Annotated in this window: 14 protein-coding genes and 2 tRNA genes; 9 read left to right on the forward strand and 7 right to left on the reverse strand. The window is 39.9% G+C overall.

Features of this window, described 5'->3' with window-relative positions; all coding sequences use genetic code 11:
* The first annotated feature begins 9 nt into the window (after positions 1-9).
* From prpF to H5200_RS02020, 4 genes are all read left to right on the forward strand, one after another.
* Positions 10-1,185: a 2-methylaconitate cis-trans isomerase PrpF gene (gene prpF, locus H5200_RS02005; protein ID WP_182760814.1), complete on the forward strand. Its 1,176-nt coding sequence runs from the start codon at positions 10-12 to the stop codon at positions 1,183-1,185.
* Positions 1,186-1,617: 432 nt separating this feature from the next.
* Positions 1,618-4,686, forward strand: a complete 3,069-nt coding sequence (locus H5200_RS02010) for a hypothetical protein (protein ID WP_182760815.1) — start codon at positions 1,618-1,620, stop codon at positions 4,684-4,686.
* Between the two features lie 62 nt (positions 4,687-4,748).
* The gene (locus H5200_RS02015) at positions 4,749-5,840 is read left to right on the forward strand and encodes a hypothetical protein (protein WP_182760816.1); all 1,092 of its coding nucleotides are present in this window, start codon (positions 4,749-4,751) and stop codon (positions 5,838-5,840) included.
* 9 nt (positions 5,841-5,849) lie between these two features.
* Positions 5,850-7,730: a hypothetical protein gene (locus tag H5200_RS02020; RefSeq protein ID WP_182760817.1), complete on the forward strand. Its 1,881-nt coding sequence runs from the start codon at positions 5,850-5,852 to the stop codon at positions 7,728-7,730.
* Positions 7,731-7,773: 43 nt separating this feature from the next.
* Here H5200_RS02020 and H5200_RS02025 read toward each other — a convergent pair whose 3' ends face one another.
* Positions 7,774-8,613 (reverse strand): ABC transporter substrate-binding protein, encoded by an 840-nt coding sequence (locus H5200_RS02025; RefSeq protein ID WP_259398518.1) that lies wholly within the window; start codon positions 8,611-8,613, stop codon positions 7,774-7,776.
* A gap of 542 nt (positions 8,614-9,155) precedes the next feature.
* Here H5200_RS02025 and H5200_RS02030 point away from each other — a divergent pair.
* Both H5200_RS02030 and H5200_RS02035 read left to right on the forward strand, forming a co-directional pair.
* Positions 9,156-10,643: a SulP family inorganic anion transporter gene (locus tag H5200_RS02030; RefSeq protein WP_182760818.1), complete on the forward strand. Its 1,488-nt coding sequence runs from the start codon at positions 9,156-9,158 to the stop codon at positions 10,641-10,643.
* 10 nt (positions 10,644-10,653) lie between these two features.
* The gene (locus H5200_RS02035) at positions 10,654-11,505 is read left to right on the forward strand and encodes a universal stress protein (protein ID WP_182760819.1); all 852 of its coding nucleotides are present in this window, start codon (positions 10,654-10,656) and stop codon (positions 11,503-11,505) included.
* 58 nt (positions 11,506-11,563) lie between these two features.
* Here the strand turns inward: H5200_RS02035 and H5200_RS02040 are convergent, their stop codons facing one another.
* Entirely contained in the window at positions 11,564-12,475 is a 912-nt protein-coding gene (locus H5200_RS02040; protein WP_182760820.1) for a LysR family transcriptional regulator, read from the reverse strand.
* Between the two features lie 155 nt (positions 12,476-12,630).
* Here H5200_RS02040 and H5200_RS02045 point away from each other — a divergent pair, with 155 nt between their 5' ends.
* Positions 12,631-13,098 carry a DoxX family protein gene (locus H5200_RS02045; protein ID WP_145233063.1) on the forward strand — a complete coding sequence of 156 codons (468 nt, stop codon included), beginning with the start codon at positions 12,631-12,633 and terminating at the stop codon, positions 13,096-13,098.
* Positions 13,099-13,208: 110 nt separating this feature from the next.
* Positions 13,209-14,024, forward strand: coding sequence for a class III extradiol ring-cleavage dioxygenase (locus H5200_RS02050; protein WP_259399160.1), 816 nt, complete (start codon positions 13,209-13,211; stop codon positions 14,022-14,024).
* A gap of 277 nt (positions 14,025-14,301) precedes the next feature.
* On the opposite strand, the gene H5200_RS02055 is transcribed toward H5200_RS02050, so the two are convergent.
* The 4 genes from H5200_RS02055 to H5200_RS02070 form a co-directional block, all read right to left on the reverse strand.
* A tRNA-Val gene (locus H5200_RS02055) sits at positions 14,302-14,378 on the reverse strand.
* A 138-nt stretch (positions 14,379-14,516) separates the two neighbouring features.
* A tRNA-Val gene (locus H5200_RS02060) sits at positions 14,517-14,593 on the reverse strand.
* 111 nt (positions 14,594-14,704) lie between these two features.
* A complete protein-coding gene (locus H5200_RS02065; protein ID WP_149982350.1) occupies positions 14,705-15,775 on the reverse strand; it encodes a DUF3080 family protein in 1,071 nt (356 codons plus the stop codon).
* Complete coding sequence (locus tag H5200_RS02070) at positions 15,753-17,108, reverse strand: MATE family efflux transporter (RefSeq protein ID WP_149982349.1); 1,356 nt, start codon at positions 17,106-17,108, stop codon at positions 15,753-15,755. Before H5200_RS02070 ends, H5200_RS02065 begins: the two co-directional genes overlap by 23 nt.
* Before the next feature lie 176 nt (positions 17,109-17,284).
* Between H5200_RS02070 and H5200_RS02075 the strand changes: the two genes are divergently transcribed.
* Positions 17,285-17,914, forward strand: coding sequence for a riboflavin synthase subunit alpha (locus H5200_RS02075; RefSeq protein ID WP_182760821.1), 630 nt, complete (start codon positions 17,285-17,287; stop codon positions 17,912-17,914).
* Between the two features lie 18 nt (positions 17,915-17,932).
* On the opposite strand, the gene H5200_RS02080 is transcribed toward H5200_RS02075, so the two are convergent.
* A complete protein-coding gene (locus tag H5200_RS02080) occupies positions 17,933-18,136 on the reverse strand; it encodes a CPXCG motif-containing cysteine-rich protein (RefSeq protein WP_145233067.1) in 204 nt (67 codons plus the stop codon).
* Positions 18,137-18,236 lie beyond the last annotated feature (100 nt).

Below are 18,236 nucleotides of genomic sequence, written 5' to 3' on the forward strand. Positions count from 1 at the left end.
AAAACAGCTATGACATTTAAACCACAAATTAAAGTACCTGCCACCTACATGCGCGGTGGCACTAGTAAAGGGGTATTCTTTAATCTCAGCGATTTACCAGAGGCTGCACAAGTGGCAGGTTCTGTGCGAGATAATTTATTGCTGCGAGTGATTGGTAGCCCAGATCCATATGGCAAACAAACCGATGGTATGGGGGGGGCTACTTCTAGTACCAGTAAAACCGTTATTTTAAGTAAAAGTGAGCAAGCTGATCACGATGTTGATTACTTATTTGGCCAAGTTGCTATTGATAAAGCGTTTGTTGATTGGAGCGGAAACTGCGGCAATTTAACTTCTGCAGTTGGCGCATTTGCAATTAGTAATGGTCTTGTTGATGCTAGCCGTATTCCAGAAAACGGTGTGGCTATAGTGCGAGTTTGGCAAGCTAATATTAAAAAAAGCATTTTAGTGCATGTGCCAATGACCAACGGTGAAGTACAAGAAACGGGTGACTTTGAACTCGACGGGGTGACATTTCCCGCCGCTGAGGTGAAATTAGAGTTCATTGAGCCAGCGGATGGCGATGGAGCGCTATTTCCAACAGGCAATGTGGTCGATGAACTAGCAGTCCCTGAGTTTGGTGTACTTAGAGCCACTATGATCAACGCGGGTATCCCTACTATTTTTGTTAATGCAGCAGATATCGGCTATACCGGCACTGAACTTCAAGATGATATAAATAATGACGAACAAGCATTAGCTAAGCTTGAGTCTATTAGAGCGCATGGGGCAGTTAAAATGGGCTTGATCGCTCATATTAGTGAGGCGGCAGCGCGTCAACATACACCAAAAGTGGCATTTATTAATAAACCAATGACATACCTAGCTTCAAGCGGTAAAGAAATTCACAGTGATAATATCAACCTACTGGTACGTGCCATGTCGATGGGGAAACTTCATCATGCCATGATGGGTACTGCCGCTGTTGCAATCGGCACCGCAGCTGCGATAGCAGGATCGCTCGTTAATCTTGCAGCTGGTGGCGGTCAGTTGAGCGAAGTTAATTTTGGCCATCCGTCAGGTACATTAACTGTAGGCGCGCAAGCGATACTTCAAAACGGTAAGTGGCAGGTTACCAAGGCCAGTATGAGTCGCAGTGCTCGTGTGCTAATGGAAGGCGTTGTCCGAGTACCTGAGGCGAATTAATTAATGTAATAAAACGAAAAGTGACTGCTAAGTTACTTTTCCTCTCTTATTTATGTGAATGAATGTAAATGGATTTGCGTGATTTTACATCTTTAGGTTAACATTTCATCTCTTATCTGTTCCCCAATCAATTAAAAAACAAATGAAAAATAATTAAAGACTTGTTTTTAAATGTTTTTATTTTTTATTTTCTTACTGGATATATAAATTCTTTGAGCCTGTCAGTTGATTATTTACAGGTGTAATTAAAATTACATTTTTCCATAAATTGTCATATATTGGTGGTAAGTTGATAACATGTAATAACAAAGTAGCTTATTGCGTTAACTTGATACGGTTTGATACATAATTTTAACTTAAATGACTGTTGATATTAATATAGGCTACGATTTCAGTAATGCTATTTGCTAACAAGCACTCAAGGAGATTTTCATGGCGAAAAGAATAATTAAATTTACCCCAATTGCAGCCTCGGTTGCATTGACTCTCGGCCTAACTGGTTGTGGTTCAGATAATGATAATAACTATAACAAGCCTGACCCAGTTACAGTATATAAAGGCGAAGTCAGCACTAATTTTAATACCCAAGTATCTGGGAAAGCGGTAAAAGGTTCGTTAAAAAATGCTGTAGTGACAGTCTCTACAGTCGATGACTCGGGTGAACCTGTTCCCGTTGCGTATCGTTTAGAGGCTGCGTCTGATGCAAGCTATACTGCAGAATCGACGACTTCTCAAGCTGATGCTGATGCCAAAGCACAGGCAATGGTTGCGGCAGCTAATCCAACTGAGACAATGACATCAATCACGGGTGCCTATAATATTTACCTTGAAGACGGCTTTACGGGAGCACTTTATATTACGGTGAGTACGTCGAAAGAAGATGATGACAGTATGGTTAAATGTGATTCATTTACTGGTTGTGGCAGCTATGATGAAGCCCCAGCAGCATCTGAAGACGCTGGGATGATAAATAATGGTGATACTGCGATTGATTTTGGCGAATGGTACAAAGACGATCTTGAACTACAGGTTGTTAAGTTTATTAAAGCGCCAGTAGCGCCTGCAAGTGCTCGTGGTATTAATTTTGCGGAAGGTGATGGGAGTGGTGCACAGCAGTACTTTGCTAATGTGACTCTTTATACAAGTATTGCAGCAAAAATATTGTTAGATGGCGCTAAAGATGGTTCAACAGTCTCCGATGAAGCAGTTGCAGCGGCAAGTTTAAAAACATTAATTCAAATATTAGGCCCTGATACCGCAATTAAAGCAGCTTCTTTACTTGGTGATATTTCTCTTGGTGGTGCGGTTGACTTCAGTGATATTGGCGAAGGTGATTCACTGGATGCAGGTACTTTGGCATTAGTTCAAACTGCCGTTTCATTGCAGTCTGTTGCTGGGGCGGGTGCCAATGGCTCATTAAAAGACCTGATTGCAAGTTTGTCTGCCGCGGTTAAAGAAGGCAAAGTAAGCAACAGTGACAATGAAATTGTCCAAAAGATTGCAGCTGAACTACAAAAAGCCGTTGAGAATACTAGCCTTATTTTTGCCGCAGTAGTAACAGGTGAAGGCATTGATGAAGCATTTACTAAAGTTGCTGAAAACTTAGGTATTACCGATCCTGATGAGATTGCAAAACTCAAAGATAAAGCCACTAAAGCTGTTGAAGATGTGCAAGCAAAAGCAAAAGAAAAAGGCTTAGATAAAGATTTAAATGAAACCGCAAAAGAAGTAAAAAAAGCATTAGAGAAGATTGGCTGTGAAGATAACTGTGATGCTGGTGATGACTTTGTAGCTAAAGTAGCTGCAGAATTAGAATCACAAATAACAACTATCACTAGCGCATTAGCAACTGCTACAACTTCCGTTTCTAAGGGCGTGACTGAACTCAATACAGTTAAAGAATTGGGGGATGCAGGTTTAGATACAACGGATAAAGTACTCGCTTATAGTTCAGCAGTATTCACTTTATCGGGTAATAAAGTAGCGTATAGCCAATTGCAAGTAGAGCTTTCTGCTGCGCTTAATTCAGCCACTTCAATTGCCAGCACTGCCGCAGGTTTAGGGGATGAATATCAGCAACTAACAGATAAATCAGATGTGTTAGTCAATGCCATAACAGCACAACTTTCTGCCGTTGTTACGTTAATTAAAGGTATTGCAGAAGAAGAAGCACGTTCTAATGAGGCTGTAGCAGCATTTGAATTAGCACTAGATGTTGCCAAAAATAATGCTAGTGTTGCCAATGCCTCACTAGGTTCAGCTGATTCAGCTGCAATGGTTGCTCAAGCCGATTTATCGACGGCTATGATGGCTGTTGATGCAGCAATGCTTGATACAAAAGAAAATGCTGTAGCTGCTCTTGCATCGGCACAATCTGCAATTATCCAGGCTATGGCTCTTAGTACTAAAGCAAATGAACTTGCCAGTGCTGCTGACCAAGCTGAAACTGCTGCTGCATCGTTAGCGGCGATTGCTTCCGAAGAAATTGATAAAACAATGGCCGCTGAATTATCAGCAGCTGCAAAATTAAGTACTGCGTTTGCAACTGAACTTGCAGATAAAGCCGCTACTGCTCTTACAACAGCTACAACTCTTGAAACAAATGCTAAATCCACAATTGCTAAGTTTGAGCTGTTAGTTAAGGTAAAAGCAGGAACAGAACAAGCGCGTAGTGCTACGCTTATAACTAAAACTGGTGGCCAAGCTTTATTTGATATTTCAGAAGTAATCTACGACGTATTGACTGAAGCATGGGATTATGGCGATGAAGGAGTTGATGTGGTTTCAACTCGCTATCCAGCTTGGACTTACAGTTTTGATAAAGATGATTTAGAGCTGGATCTTATGAATACAGTAACAGGCGAAAAGGTTACTGTGAATGGCTCCATCAACAACAAAGCACTTATTTTTGCTTTTGGTGGTATGATAAAAAGCGAAGATGGTGCGGTTATTAAAATCGAAACACTAGCTAACATGAGTGATGCTTTAGAAGATTGTGTTGATGCTTACTATGGCGTAATCTCAACAGAGCAATCTGACTCATGTTTAGCAATTGACTTTGAGGAAGAAGTTAACTCAGATACGGCTATTGATGGAACTGTATTGGCTGTAAATGGTTGGAGCAGAGTCGAAATAATTGATGGTGATTCTGGTTTTGTGGGTACACTTTCATTAGCAGGAACCGACTCTTCTAGTATAGCTGCAATTACGGCTTCAGGATTAACTTCAGGCCTTAACTTTACCGCAACTATTTCTATTGATGGTAACTATCAAGAAGACCTTTACGGATTAGAAATTCAATTACATAATGGGTTTGGTTACGAGTTGTTCATTGGCGCTCGAGATGGTGAAGATTTCTCTGGGTCTGTTAATGCTAATTTCAATAATATGATTACGGAATTCGGACAGGTTACAGAAATAACAAATGGTATATCTGTTAAATATTATGATGGCGAAGTCATCGATTACACAGATATTACTTTCTTAGATTCGTCTAAGTAAAAGTAACTTTAAGAGGGAGAGTACTCTCCCTCTTAGCTAAAATAATAACAAGTGAAATAAGTATGAAAAAAAAAATTCTCACGTTAGGATTTTCCGCTTTTTTAATTACCCCTATTAGTTACGCTGCAGAGCAGTTTCAAGTCTTTACCACATTCGATTCAGAAGTGTACACAGAGACCCAACCAGTTAAAGCATTTATAGATGATTTTGATGCTCCATTAACATCCGGTGATAGCGCCTTTACTTATAATGTTTTTGAGTTTGGTGTTGGCTATGGAAATTTTAAAGTCGGTTATCAAAGCCGCTTTGATTATGTTTTAAGCTTTGATGCGGATACCGCGCGTTATTTGCATACTGAAAAAAATGACCTGCCTTTTGAAGATAGAAATTATGTTTATTACCTAGACGGTAAGCAATCAACCACCAATGGGTTGTTTGTTTCATATGATTTCAAATTTTTAGACTCTGACGCATTAACAATAACGCCTAAATTAACGGTTTTTGCTAGTACGCATTTTCAAGATCTGAAAGTCGAAGGCACAGTTTATAGTGATGAGATCCAAGGCGCATTAACGGTCGACTCTTATTTTTCGAAAGATATTTTATTTAAGCGATTTACTCCAGATGAGAACCCATCCGGCTTAGGGTACAGCGTTGATTTAGCCGTTAATTGGAAAATAAACCATGATTTAAGCGTTGGGCTACTTGCACAAGACTTACTGTATGAAACTGAGTATGAAAAAAGCGGTTTTGCAAATGGTTATACAACAGAGGTCCCGTTTACTGAAAACGATGATGGGGATATTGTCACTGAGCCAACAGTACGCTTAGCAACGTCTGAGTATGACAACGAAGTCACGCATAAATTTGATATGCCGGTGCGTATCAAAGTTTATGCAGATTATCGCATTAACGATTTGTTTTCTACTGAGCTGATGGTTAAACAATTTGATCAAGATACGTTTTCTCAATTAAAAGCACGCATGCACTTTTGGGATCATTGGGCAGTAATTGGTGGTTATGAAATAAAAAGTGAAGCATTTTTGCTTGGTATCGAGAACGATTATTTTGGTTTCAATATACAGACTGATAATCTCGATATTGATAAAGCGTATTATGCCAATGTAAATTGGTACCTGAAGTTAGCGTTTTAAGGACTTGTGATGTTTAAAAAACTTATATCAGTTAGTTTACTTATGTCATTAGTTGGTTGTGGTGGCTCATCAGATAATGGCACAGCAGATACTTTACCGGCCATGCTGGAAACGTCTTCTACGGTAAGCTTTTATATTGCTCCTTGGCAATCCACTGCGGGTACATTAACGATCATCAATGATAACACGGGCTCTATAAAAAATATTGACGTTGCAGATATTAACGATGTTACTTTATCAGCCACAACTTTAAATTTTCATCATGTTGAATTTACCTCAAATGCAACGACGTTAACATGTCCAAGTTTTGCAGGTTGTGGTCGCACAGTCCGAAATAATCCGAATGATGGGAATGCCAATCGTCGTATTGATTATCAAGAAGTGATGGATATGACATTAAGTTACCGTGCTGATTTTTTTGCAGCTCCGGGCGAAAATAAGGTCTATTTATCACCGATCAGCTCAGTGATTAGCGACAATAACTTAGACATAAGCATAACCACGCAGAGCTTGAGTGCGACACCTTTTTATCACCTTACTCACAGCCAACTAAATGACAACCTTGAAGCTGAGGTGCTTACTAATGCACTGACTTTTGGTGTGATCTTAAAAAGAGCTGCGGATATCGAGGCGAGCTTAAATACAGCCAATAATACGGTGGTAGAACAACAGGCCCAGTTAGCAAGTTTGCCACTTTATCGTACTTTTGCAGATCGCTATGTGTCAGAGAATTTACTTAATGAAGATGGTAATCAATTATTACAATCCGTCGTTGGAGAGGTCAAACAGCAGCTCGTTATGATTGGGAGTGCTAGCAATATTTCGCCACAAGAACGAGATGAAGAGCAATTACACTCTCGTGAGTTACTCGAAGATGTGCGTAATATAATAGGTGTGGCACGCTTACAAGAGCAAACGTACAGTGATGAGCTCAAACAAAAGCTGACTGAATTTGAAACAATATTAGGCGAAGACTCGCAACAAGCTATTATCGTTTTAGGGAATGTGCTTTATGACGTGCTCTATAATTTTTCGCCATTAAATAATACCGACGCAGGTGTTTATAATTTACAGGGACTGACAATAAACTACCAACAATCCCCTTATTCTTGGGCTATTAGTGGCCAGTATGATGATCATGACGTACAACTAGATTTGAATATTCCACAATGGCAAGTAAGTGGACTGTTGGGTAATAAAGTCTCCGGTATTATGAGTGCTAAAGTGATAGGCCAAGATACTCAACTAAACGCCGATGTGAGTGATTTAGTGCTGTCGTTTGATGGTACTGACGATCCATTTTCAAATGATCAAAGTGAAACAACCGGGCAGCTGAATATAGAGACAACGGTATCATTAGAAAACGCCAATAGCGGTGTGTTAACAGGTGACATAAAGCTAAACGCCGATCGCTTCGTTACTCCTTTTGAAGAGCTTGTGACAGTGGTATCTGGTTTTGACTTTAAAGGTCAGCTTGTTAGTGAAAATCAAACGACACAGTTTAACTTACAAGCAATCGAAGCAACGCCATTTATAAATGAAGCTACACAGAATCTTGCATTTGCTGTGCAATTGATAACGCCATTAAATGGCGCACCGGATTTTCAGTTTGCTTATGTTGGTCGTTTGAATCGTTTAGCTGATATTACCAATGCAGAGATTGCCTTACGGCTAAAGAATAGAGCACTTGAAATTAACTTACGTACAGTAGGCAATAATATTAATGCTGTGATCCACGGTGCTCAAGGTCGCTGGTTAGATGTTAAGCAAAAAGGTCGCAACTACAGTGGTGGATTATATTTTGGCGATACACAAATCGCAGATGTAACAGCGGTAAGAGGGGTGCCTGGTATATTATTTCCTGATGGGACATTTGAGTCGTTGTTTTAGTAGTATAAAGGCGCTTATTTGCTAATATTTAAGCGCTTTACTATTATCGGCTACACTGTTGCTTATTTTTTTCGATATAGGCTAAAAGTGTTCTTTGCTCTTTCATTTTACTTATCTCGTTATTGAGATCGGCTAAAATTTCCTGCCACTGTGGATTTGCTTTACTTACCATGTAATACAATGGTTTGTAAGCGAGAGCAGGGGATAATGGAACCAGAGCGTTTTTCATTTGTTGCTTTTCTTTTGCTGAAGCGACAGATTTTTCAATACTGGCAATTAACACATCATAATCGGCTACAATCAGGTTGACTCTCAGGCTCATTAGTAAATGAATTAGCTGATACTCATTATTGGCAATAATGGTATTAATTTTTTTTGAATCAATCAGCTCATCGAGTTCAGGGGTGTTTTTATATGATCGGACCACACCAATAATTTGATCTTTTATTGACTCTAAACTGCCGTTATAGTTTGAGTTATTACCTCTGAGTGCGATCAGTGACAAATTACCACCAGGAACTGCTGAGGATAAAGCCAGTAAATCATTGCGTGTTTTACTCGGCCTATTATCTGACATAATGGCATCATCAATAAAATACTCGGGAAATAAAATATCCGCTTTTCCTAACTCGGCTGCTCTAACCGCTCTCGCCCATGGAAAAAATTCAATATGCACACCATAGCCTTTTTGCAGCAACAGTTTAACGGTTAATTGAAACAGCCAGCCATTGTTGCACAATGATTCATCGATATAAGGAGCCCAATTTAACGTGACTAGTTTTAAAAGCCTTTTGCCACCAATGTTATAGGCATAACCATATTCATATCGTACTGCTGGCGCAATGATTGTTTGCTTACCCACTTGGTAACTAACAGGGGTCATAGTTGCCTGTGTGAACCCGCAAAATAACAATAAAAAGACTAAGTACTTTTTCATTTATTTGATAAGTTTTCGTAATTATTACTAAAGCTTAGTCGCATATATGCATTTAACAACTTAAAAAGACGATAACTAAAATGCATTGGCAATGTTTATCGTTGCAGCCGTTTGAAAAGGAACGGGTAAATGATGGCATGTTTTTTATGTGTTTTTATTGGCAAGGTAAGGAGTAACAGCAGCTATCAGCGCCTACACAAAAGTTACTTGGCTTGCTTAAAAATACGTTAGATGCAAGAATAAAGACGATAATTTATTCATTCTACATAAGGAACAATGTTTTGCGTTTAACGCCGCCCTAAGTTATTCCTCCTCTAAATCACCGCTGCGTGATACCTATATACCAAACATTGGTAGGCATTTATGTGCCGTTTTAATAAATAAAAAAACATTAATGAAAATGCGGTTGTCATCGTTTAGTAAAGCATTGTCGGTGTTTTATTGACTGCTGTATGCGCGTTAATGTTAACTACATGACAAGGTTTTTTATGTTAGAAAAAATAAAACGAGATTGGCTTTTTAACATCCGAGGGGACTTATTAGCAGGTACTGTGGTGGCGCTTGCGCTAATACCAGAAGCGATTGCTTTTTCTATTATAGCGGGCGTGGATCCTAAAGTCGGTTTGTATGCTTCATTTTGTATTGCCGTGGTTATTTCGATAGTGGGTGGACGACCAGGGATGATTTCTGCCGCTACTGGCGCTATGGCTTTACTGATGGTTACCTTAGTTAAAGAGCATGGTTTAGAATACCTTTTGGCAGCGACATTACTCACCGGTGTGATACAAATTATTGCAGGCTATTTAAAACTGGGGAGTTTAATGCGCTTTGTGTCTCGCTCCGTGGTTACAGGCTTTGTAAATGCGTTGTCAATTCTTATCTTTATGGCACAGCTGCCGGAGCTGACGAATGTAACATGGCATGTCTATGCGATGACGGCTGCGGGTCTTGGGATCATTTATTTATTCCCTTACTTACCGGTGATAGGCAGAACAATTCCATCACCACTAGTGTGTATCGTGGTTTTAACTTTGGTTGCAATGTTGGTAGGACTTGAGATTCGAACTGTTGGCGATATGGGCCAGTTACCAGATACCTTACCAATATTTTTATGGCCTGATGTGCCTTTTAACCTCGACACACTGCTAATAATTCTTCCTTATTCATTTGGCCTTGCTGTCGTTGGTTTATTGGAGTCGATGATGACAGCGACAATTGTTGACGACTTAACCGATACCGCTAGTGATAAAAATCGTGAATGTAAAGGTCAAGGGATCGCGAACATAGGTTCAGGTTTAATGGGAGGAATGGCCGGCTGTGCGATGATTGGCCAGTCGATCATTAATGTAAAATCAGGGGGCCGTGGCCGCTTATCAAGTTTTACCGCGGGTACTTTTCTGCTACTTATGGTGGTGTTTTTAGATGAATGGCTAAAGCAAATCCCAATGGCGGCATTGGTTGCCGTGATGATAATGGTGTCGATAGGCACCTTTTCTTGGAGTTCACTGCGAGATTTAAAGAAAAACCCATTATCAAGTAACATCGTAATGGTTGCCACGGTCGTTGTTGTTGTCGCAACGCATAACTTGGCCATGGGAGTATTGGTCGGTGTGCTATTGGCGACACTATTCTTCGCCAATAAAATTGGTCGTTTTATGGTTGTAAAGCCAGCGCAATCATCTGCTAATGAACGAGTATATCAGGTTGTTGGACAGGTGTTTTTTGCATCCTCAGAGCAGTTTCTTGAGTCGTTTGACTTTAAAGAGGTCGTTGCTAAAGTAGTGATTGACTTAACCCATTCGCATTTTTGGGATATTACGGCAGTGTCGTCGCTTGATAAAGTTGTGATTAAATTTAGACGCGAAGGTGCAGAGGTCGAGATTATTGGTATGAGCGACGCGACAGCAACGATTGTTGACAAATTTGGCGTTCACAATGACCCTGAAGAAGTTGAAAAACTCATGGCAGGCCATTAAGGAGAACACAATGAATAAAATTATTACTTGTATAGATGGCTCAGTTTACACAGATGATGTGTGTAAGGCGGGGATTTGGGCGGCCAAGAAACTTAATAAATCGATGCTATTTTTGCATGCCATAGAAAAACAAAACGCTGCTGTGATTGACGACTTAAGTGGCATAATTGGTTTTGGTGCAACTACATCATTATTATCAGAGATGGCGACACTGGATGAGCAACGCAGTAAATTAGCATTGCAAATAGGCAAAGAAATGTTAGATCACGCGAGTGTATTTGCTAGCCAACAAGGGTGTAAGTCAATTGAAAGTAAGCAGCGCCATAGCGGTATTGTTGAGGCAATTTGCGACCTTGAAGATGCAGCGCGACTGATTGTTATTGGCCGAAGCGGTAAAACTCACGAACAGAATTTTAAAGCTATTGGGTCGCATATTGAGCAGGTTATTCGCCATGTTCATACACCTATTTTAATTGCCAATCGTCACTTTAGTGAGCCGAACAACTTTATGCTTGCTTATGATGGACGAGAAACAGCAGATAAAATGGTTAAACAGATTATTGCTGGTGGCTTGTTGCATCATTTAACGTGTCATTTAGTGACTGTAGAAAATGGCAAACATGATTTGTTGGAAAAATTTAAACGCACCGAAGCGTTGCTTATTGAAAGTGGTTTTGAAGTCAAATCAAGTATTTTAGAAGGTAATATTTTTAGTTCTTTAATGGCATATAAAGCTAAAAATGAAATAGAAATGCTGGTGATGGGGGCCTTTTCGCATTCAAAAATAGCACATGCTTTTTTGGGCAGTAATACCCTAAAAATGATAGAAAACACCCAACTGCCGCTGGTGATTTTGCGTTAATTTTAGGTGCGTCAAAACGCAGTTTAATTATGCTTACACTGCGGTTTGGCTTTACTGATTAAACGATTGCTTTGTCCCAATATGGCGGCGTACCATAGTATCCGTTAATAAAATCAATAAAACACCTGATTTTATGTGGTAGTAATTTTCGGTGGGCATAAACAACATATAAACCAACAGATCCCGTTGCAAATTGAGGTAAAACTTCGATCAACTTGCCACTATTAATGGCTTCACTGGCGATAAATGTAGGCTGTAATGCGATCCCTGCACCGGCGATAGCACAATCAACTAATACATCCCCATTATTACTTTGAAACTCGCTACTACGTTGCGTATTTTTTACCCGTAACCACTGATATATTTCGTCTTTAGTATCCATTTCTGTGTAGCTATAATGCAAGTATCGGTGGTTTTTTAGATCTTCAGGTTTTTCAGGAGTACCATGTTTTTCAAGGTAGTCAGGTGAGGCACATAAAATTAATCTAATGGGCGCGACCTGCTTGGCAATCAAAGACGAACTTTTGAGTCGACCAATACGCAGTGCTACATCATAACCTTCATCAACAATGTCAACTTTGCGGTCGTTCAGTTGCAAATCAACATTAACAAAAGGGTAATGTGATTGGAACTCAGTCACTAATTTACCCATGTGTTTTAACGCGAACGACACCGGAGCACTTATTCTCAGAGTTCCGGTTGGGTGCTGCTGTAAGCCCCCTAATTGTGAATCCATTTCATCAATGCTTAACAATATCTGTTGCGCATGCTGAAAATAATGAGTGCCAGCTTCTGTGAGGCTCACTTTACGGGTAGTGCGATTAAGTAACCGTACAGCAAGGCGTTCTTCTAGTTTAGAAACGTACTTACTAACCAATTGTGGTGAAAGTTGTAAGGTTGTTGCTGCATTGCTAAAACCACCTTCGATCACCACAGATACAAAGGCCCGCATTGCATCAATTCTATCCATAATTTTTCTCATATTTAAATTTATTAACAACATTTTGTTGTTAATCATTCTTTATTTGTCATCTTACTCCGCCATGACATTGATAGTAAAGTGTACTTATCCCAACAGGGTCTAATTAAAACGTAAATAAATACTTTGCTAAAGAGGAACAAATAATGAAACTAATAAACACGATACTAAAATCAGATGCAGGACTTGCCGCTTTAATACTTCGCGCGCCAATTGGTTTGATTTTAGCTGCACATGGATCACAAAAATTGTTTGCTTGGTTTGGTGGTTATGGTCTGGAAGGAACAGGTCAATGGATGGCGAGTATCGGTATTACTCCAGGTTATTTAATGGCATTACTCGCAGGCAGTGCTGAATTTTTTGGCGGTTTAGCATTATTACTTGGGTTATTGACGCGTCCTGCTGCACTTATTTCAGCATTTACCATGCTAGTGGCTATTTTTTCAGTACATATAGACAATGGCTTGTTTATGGCAAATAACGGCTACGAATATGCACTGACACTGTTTGTAGTACTGATTGCGCTAACATTACAAGGTGGTGGTCGTTTTAGTATTGATAACTTTATAGCGAATAAATTAACGTCTAGGCAGTTACAGTCCAAGCATGTTTAATCACTATTATGAAATGACGTGGATTACGGATAAATCCGCGTCTTAGCTTTGCGTTAGTTTAACTATCAAGGTTTACTTGCTCATGTTAAGTGAGCTTGTTTGGAGTAACTATGAATAATGTAGACATTGCATTTATCTCTCATGGTGGCGGCCCAATGCCACTGTTAAATGAACCAAACCATACACAATTGGTTGCTTATTTAAAATCACTTGCAAGCACGCTAAAAAAACCAAGTGCCATTTTATTAATTAGCGCTCATTGGGAAGAGTCAGTAGCGACTATTACTGCCAATGCAGCACCGGGGATGATTTACGATTATTATGGTTTTCCGCCAGCTGCCTATCAAGTGCAATACCCAAGTCAGGGAGAGCCCAAGTTAGCTGAAAAAGTACAACAAGTGTTACAACATGCTGGTATTGAAGCGAAGTTAGATCATCATCGCGGTTACGATCATGGTTTGTATGTGCCTTTAACATTAATGTACCCAGCAGCCGATATACCCGCGATTCAACTATCACTAGTGAATAACTTAGATGCTGCACAGCACTTAGCAATCGGTAAAGCGTTGCAATCTTTGGATTATGAAAACTTATTAGTTATTGGCTCTGGTTTTTCGTTTCATAACATGCAGGCATTTTTCGCGCAGGATAATCAGCAGAGCCAAATCAATAACCACGAATTTGAACAGTGGCTACGATCGACCTTAAGTGATAACACCTTGCCTGAACCAAAGCGTAATTTAATGATGAAAAACTGGCATAAAGCGCCTCATGCACGTTATTGTCATCCGCGAGAAGAGCATCTATTACCACTGCATGTATGCTATGGCTTAGCTGGCAGAGCAAGTGATGAATATGAAAATGTTACTATTTTCAATAAGCAATCAAGCGCATTTGTATGGCGAAGGAAAGAGCAGGGTATTTAATATTTGAATCATTGATCTTCTGTGTAGAGTCAAATCGTGGCGGGCATTTTTTAATTTATTTATTCAGAATTGATACGACTGAGTGGATTCGAACCACAGACCTGTGGACCGGGTGATCAAGAGTAGGTAGTGCGCTAATCAACTGAGCTAAGGTTTACGAATTGAGGATTTTAGTGATTAAGATTGGTACGACTGAGTGGATTCGAACCAGCGACCTGTGGACCGGGTGATTAAGAGTAGGTAGTGCTTTTTCTTGATATAATTTCTATTTATGAATTGGTACGACTGAGTGGATTCGAACCACCGACCCCTACCATGTCAAGGTAGTGCTCTAACCAACTGAGCTACAGTCGTACAATATATTTGAATGGGACTTTTACTTAAATTTGGTACGACCGAGTGGATTCGAACTACTGGCCTCAGGACCGGGTGATCAAGAGTGGGTAGTGCTTTTTCTTACAATAGTACTTTTATTTAAAATTTACTTAAATTTGGTACGACCGAGTGGATTCGAACCACCGACCCCTACCATGTCAAGGTAGTGCTCTAACCAACTGAGCTACGGTCGTATCATAAATTTAAGTTGTGCTAATTGCTTAACAACGGTCGCTAATATATAGCGTGCGCTGAAGTGAATCAAGCGAGAAACGCTTTTTTTAGTTCGTTTGCCGTTTTTTTATTCATATTGGGCTGATTTCACACGTTTTATAAAATTTTTGCCACCAAATAACGTGTGTTTTGGTGGATTCTTTAAATGCTGTGAGTATATTACTTGGCTGTGCTGGGCTTAGTAATGCCGTTAGTTGCGGTTGTATTGGGCTGGAGTCTTGCCATAATGCTTGATACAACGGCATTAGGCGCTCTAAAGCACCTGATAGTTGAGCCTGATAGGGTTGTAACTGCTGCAAGTAATACTTCTTGAATACGTTGCTGAGGATCTGTGCTTGGCGTTTATTTTTTAGCGGGTTGCATAGTGTGCTTAGCTCAATATTCGCTAAAAAATTACTAGTACTATTATTTAGCTGTGTTTGTTGGCGTACTGCGCTTATTAAAGCTTGATTGAAGTTAAACTGGCGCAATTGCGCCAGTAGCGGATAGAGCGCTTTAGAGTCTATTTGTGCATATTGCTGCTGTATTATTTGCTGTTTTAAATTCACTAGGCTTTGCAGCGCAAGTTCGGTTTCTACAAGGCCGGCTAAGTTTGTATCAAGTGTATAGCCGGTTAGCTGCCATGTGCGTTTTAGTTCTGGGTCTTTATAAAGTAGCTGCTTGAACTGATCTAATAACTGTTGTTTTTTATTATGTAATTCGTTACTTATGGCTTGATAACTTTTTGAATCAGGTTCTAGACTATCTAAGCACTGTGGTGCAAATTGAATAAATTGAATCTGGTATATTAACTGGCTAGCAGGAGAGGCGAGTTTTCCTAGTTGACTATTATGTTCAGCAATAAGGGTATTGAGTTTACAGTGTGAAAGTTGTGCCAGTTGCAATATGCTCAACTGTTGTGCATTTGTTGGTTTATTGTTGCTAACAGCTGATAGCGCAACATTGGTAAGTTTTGCTGTATCAGGAGTTGGCTTGTCTAACGCATTCGCGAGCCGCTGCTGATATTCTAAATACACATCAGCGGGTTTATCTGTGCATGCACAAAGTAGCAGTAAACAGCAAAGTAAACTACAAAGGTAACCAAACCGTGACGTTTGGTTACCTTGTTGGTGCGATTTTTTAAGCGCTTTTAAGTGGTTCATGTTTGAATCTATTCGCGACAGTGAGCATTAATAACACTGCGGCTACACTTAAGCCGACGATGATACCTACCCAAAAACCATGCGGGCCCATTGCTGGCACTATTAAATCGGTGCGTGCTAAAACAAAACCCAGTGAAAAACCAATCAACCAGTAAGATATAAAGGTTATATACGAAATCGGTGCTGTGTGTTTTAAACCCCTTAATATACCGTTGGCAGCTACTTGTAAGGAATCAGGTAGTTGATAAATACACGCTAGAATCATGATTGACGTTGCTAAGGCAATAACACGTGCATCATCTGTATAAAGTTGACTGATCACGTCACGGCCAAAGAAGGTTATGGCAGCAAGTATAACGGCAATGATCATGGCTAGAATATAGCTTGTTGAAATAGCCTTTTTAAGCTGCTCAAAATGATGTTGGCCGTATAAATTGCCAATCCGAATACTGATCGCAATAGATAAACTCAGCGGCATCATAAACAGCAAGGTTGTGACACTTGCAGCAATCTGATGGCCGGCTACCGCAACCGCACCTAAGTGCGCAATGAATAAAGGAATACAGGCAAATAAAGTGACTTCAAAAAATGTAGCAAGTGAGATTGGTATGCCCACCTTAGTAATTGCCCACATGGTTGGTAATTGCGGTGCTTGAAAGTTTGCTAATAATGTTTTGGCATCTACTTTTTTACTTAACTGGCAATAAATAACTTGTGCGATGGCCATGGCAGTAAATACCAATGCAGTGGCAATCCCACAGCCTGCACCACCGAGTGCGGGCATACCAAACATACCGTGAATAAACACATAGTTGGCTGGGATATTGATGGCTAAACCAATTAAGCTGATATAAAAAGCCGGCTTTGTCATCCCCATGCCTTCGGTAATATTACGATAAACACTGAACACTAAAAATCCAATAATGCCCCATTTTACAAAATGAATATAGTCATAGGCCATATTGGCGATAGCAGGGCTGGTATCGAGTTTGAGAATAATAATATCGGCAAAATAGGCAATAGATAAACCGATAACACTCAATACACCAGCTAGGTACAAGCCTTGTTGAAAGTAATGGCTGATGCCGGTTTTATCGTTAGCGCCGGAAAATTGCGCAATTATGCCAGTCAGGGCTAATAATATGCCTTGCAGAGCCAACATGGCGGGGTTCCATACGCCGGTTGCAATTGACAATGCTGCTAAATCGGTAGGACTCACTTGTCCTGCCATGATGGTGTCGACCACCGACATTAAAACTAAGGTTACTTGTGCTAAAAAAACGGGGATTGCCAGAGAAACTAACCGTTTGGCTTCCCAACTACAAAAAGTCATATCACTTACTACGTAAACTGAAGAGGCAGATAGTGTAATCGATAAAGCACAGAATCAAAAATTATAGCGATGAGTCAATGTTATTGGTTACAGTAATAATAACGTGGATCGGGTAAACTAAAGCGTGAAATAATATGAACAGTATCTACTTTAGGTAATAAAAGGTGAATTGATTTATGTTTACAGGAATTGTGCAAACACAAGCGACGGTGATTTCCACTAACCAGCAGCAAGGTGTGATGCGTTTAGTGCTCGCTGTAGCAAAGCAATATGTTACAAAACTTGAGTTAGGTGCCAGCGTTGCCATTAATGGTTGCTGTTTAACGGTTGTTAAAGTAGAAAATATCTCTGATCAACCGCTTGCTCAGGTTCACTATGATGTAATTGACGAAACATTACAGTTAACTAACTTAGGAAAGCTTATTGCTGGCAGTACCGTTAACTATGAGCGCTCTATGACTTTTGGTACTGAGTTAGGTGGGCATATTGTATCTGGTCACATTCACTGCACCGCCCAGATTGAAAATATTATTCATACACAAGATAATTGTAAAATACAGTTGTGCTTACCAAGTAAATGGCAAAAGTATTTGATGTATAAAGGTTTTGTATCAGTCAATGGCGCTAGTCTCACGGTCGGTGAAACCGATGAGCAGGGCTTTTGGCTGCATTTGATCCCAGAGACATTAGCTATTACCAATATTGGTAAGGCTGTAATTGGTGATGCGCTAAATATCGAAGTTGATCAACAAACTTATACCATCATCAATACGGTCGAAAACTACTTACGGCAGCAGGCTTCGTAGTCAAATATAAATGCTAGGCTAAAATATTTGTTCGTCATCGCTGTCTATATGTAACTCTACCTTGCTGTTAGCATAGTCAATATGCATATTAAAATGGATAGGGTTACAGCATGCTGCGCAATCTTCGAAGTAATCTTGATCGCCATCACTAGCATCAAGGGTAATATGAATATGATGGCCACAATGTGGGCAGCAGATCCGTTGTGAGAGTTGGTTTTTCATAAATGATTCAACCTTACAAAGCAGAGCAATAAAAGGTAATTATTTATCGCTGCTGATAAATGGTTATGCACCCCACAATTGAACGCTAGCGCCTGTCATT

This window comes from Pseudoalteromonas sp. SG43-7 (assembly GCF_014164295.1).
GTDB lineage: Bacteria > Pseudomonadota > Gammaproteobacteria > Enterobacterales > Alteromonadaceae > Pseudoalteromonas > Pseudoalteromonas rhizosphaerae.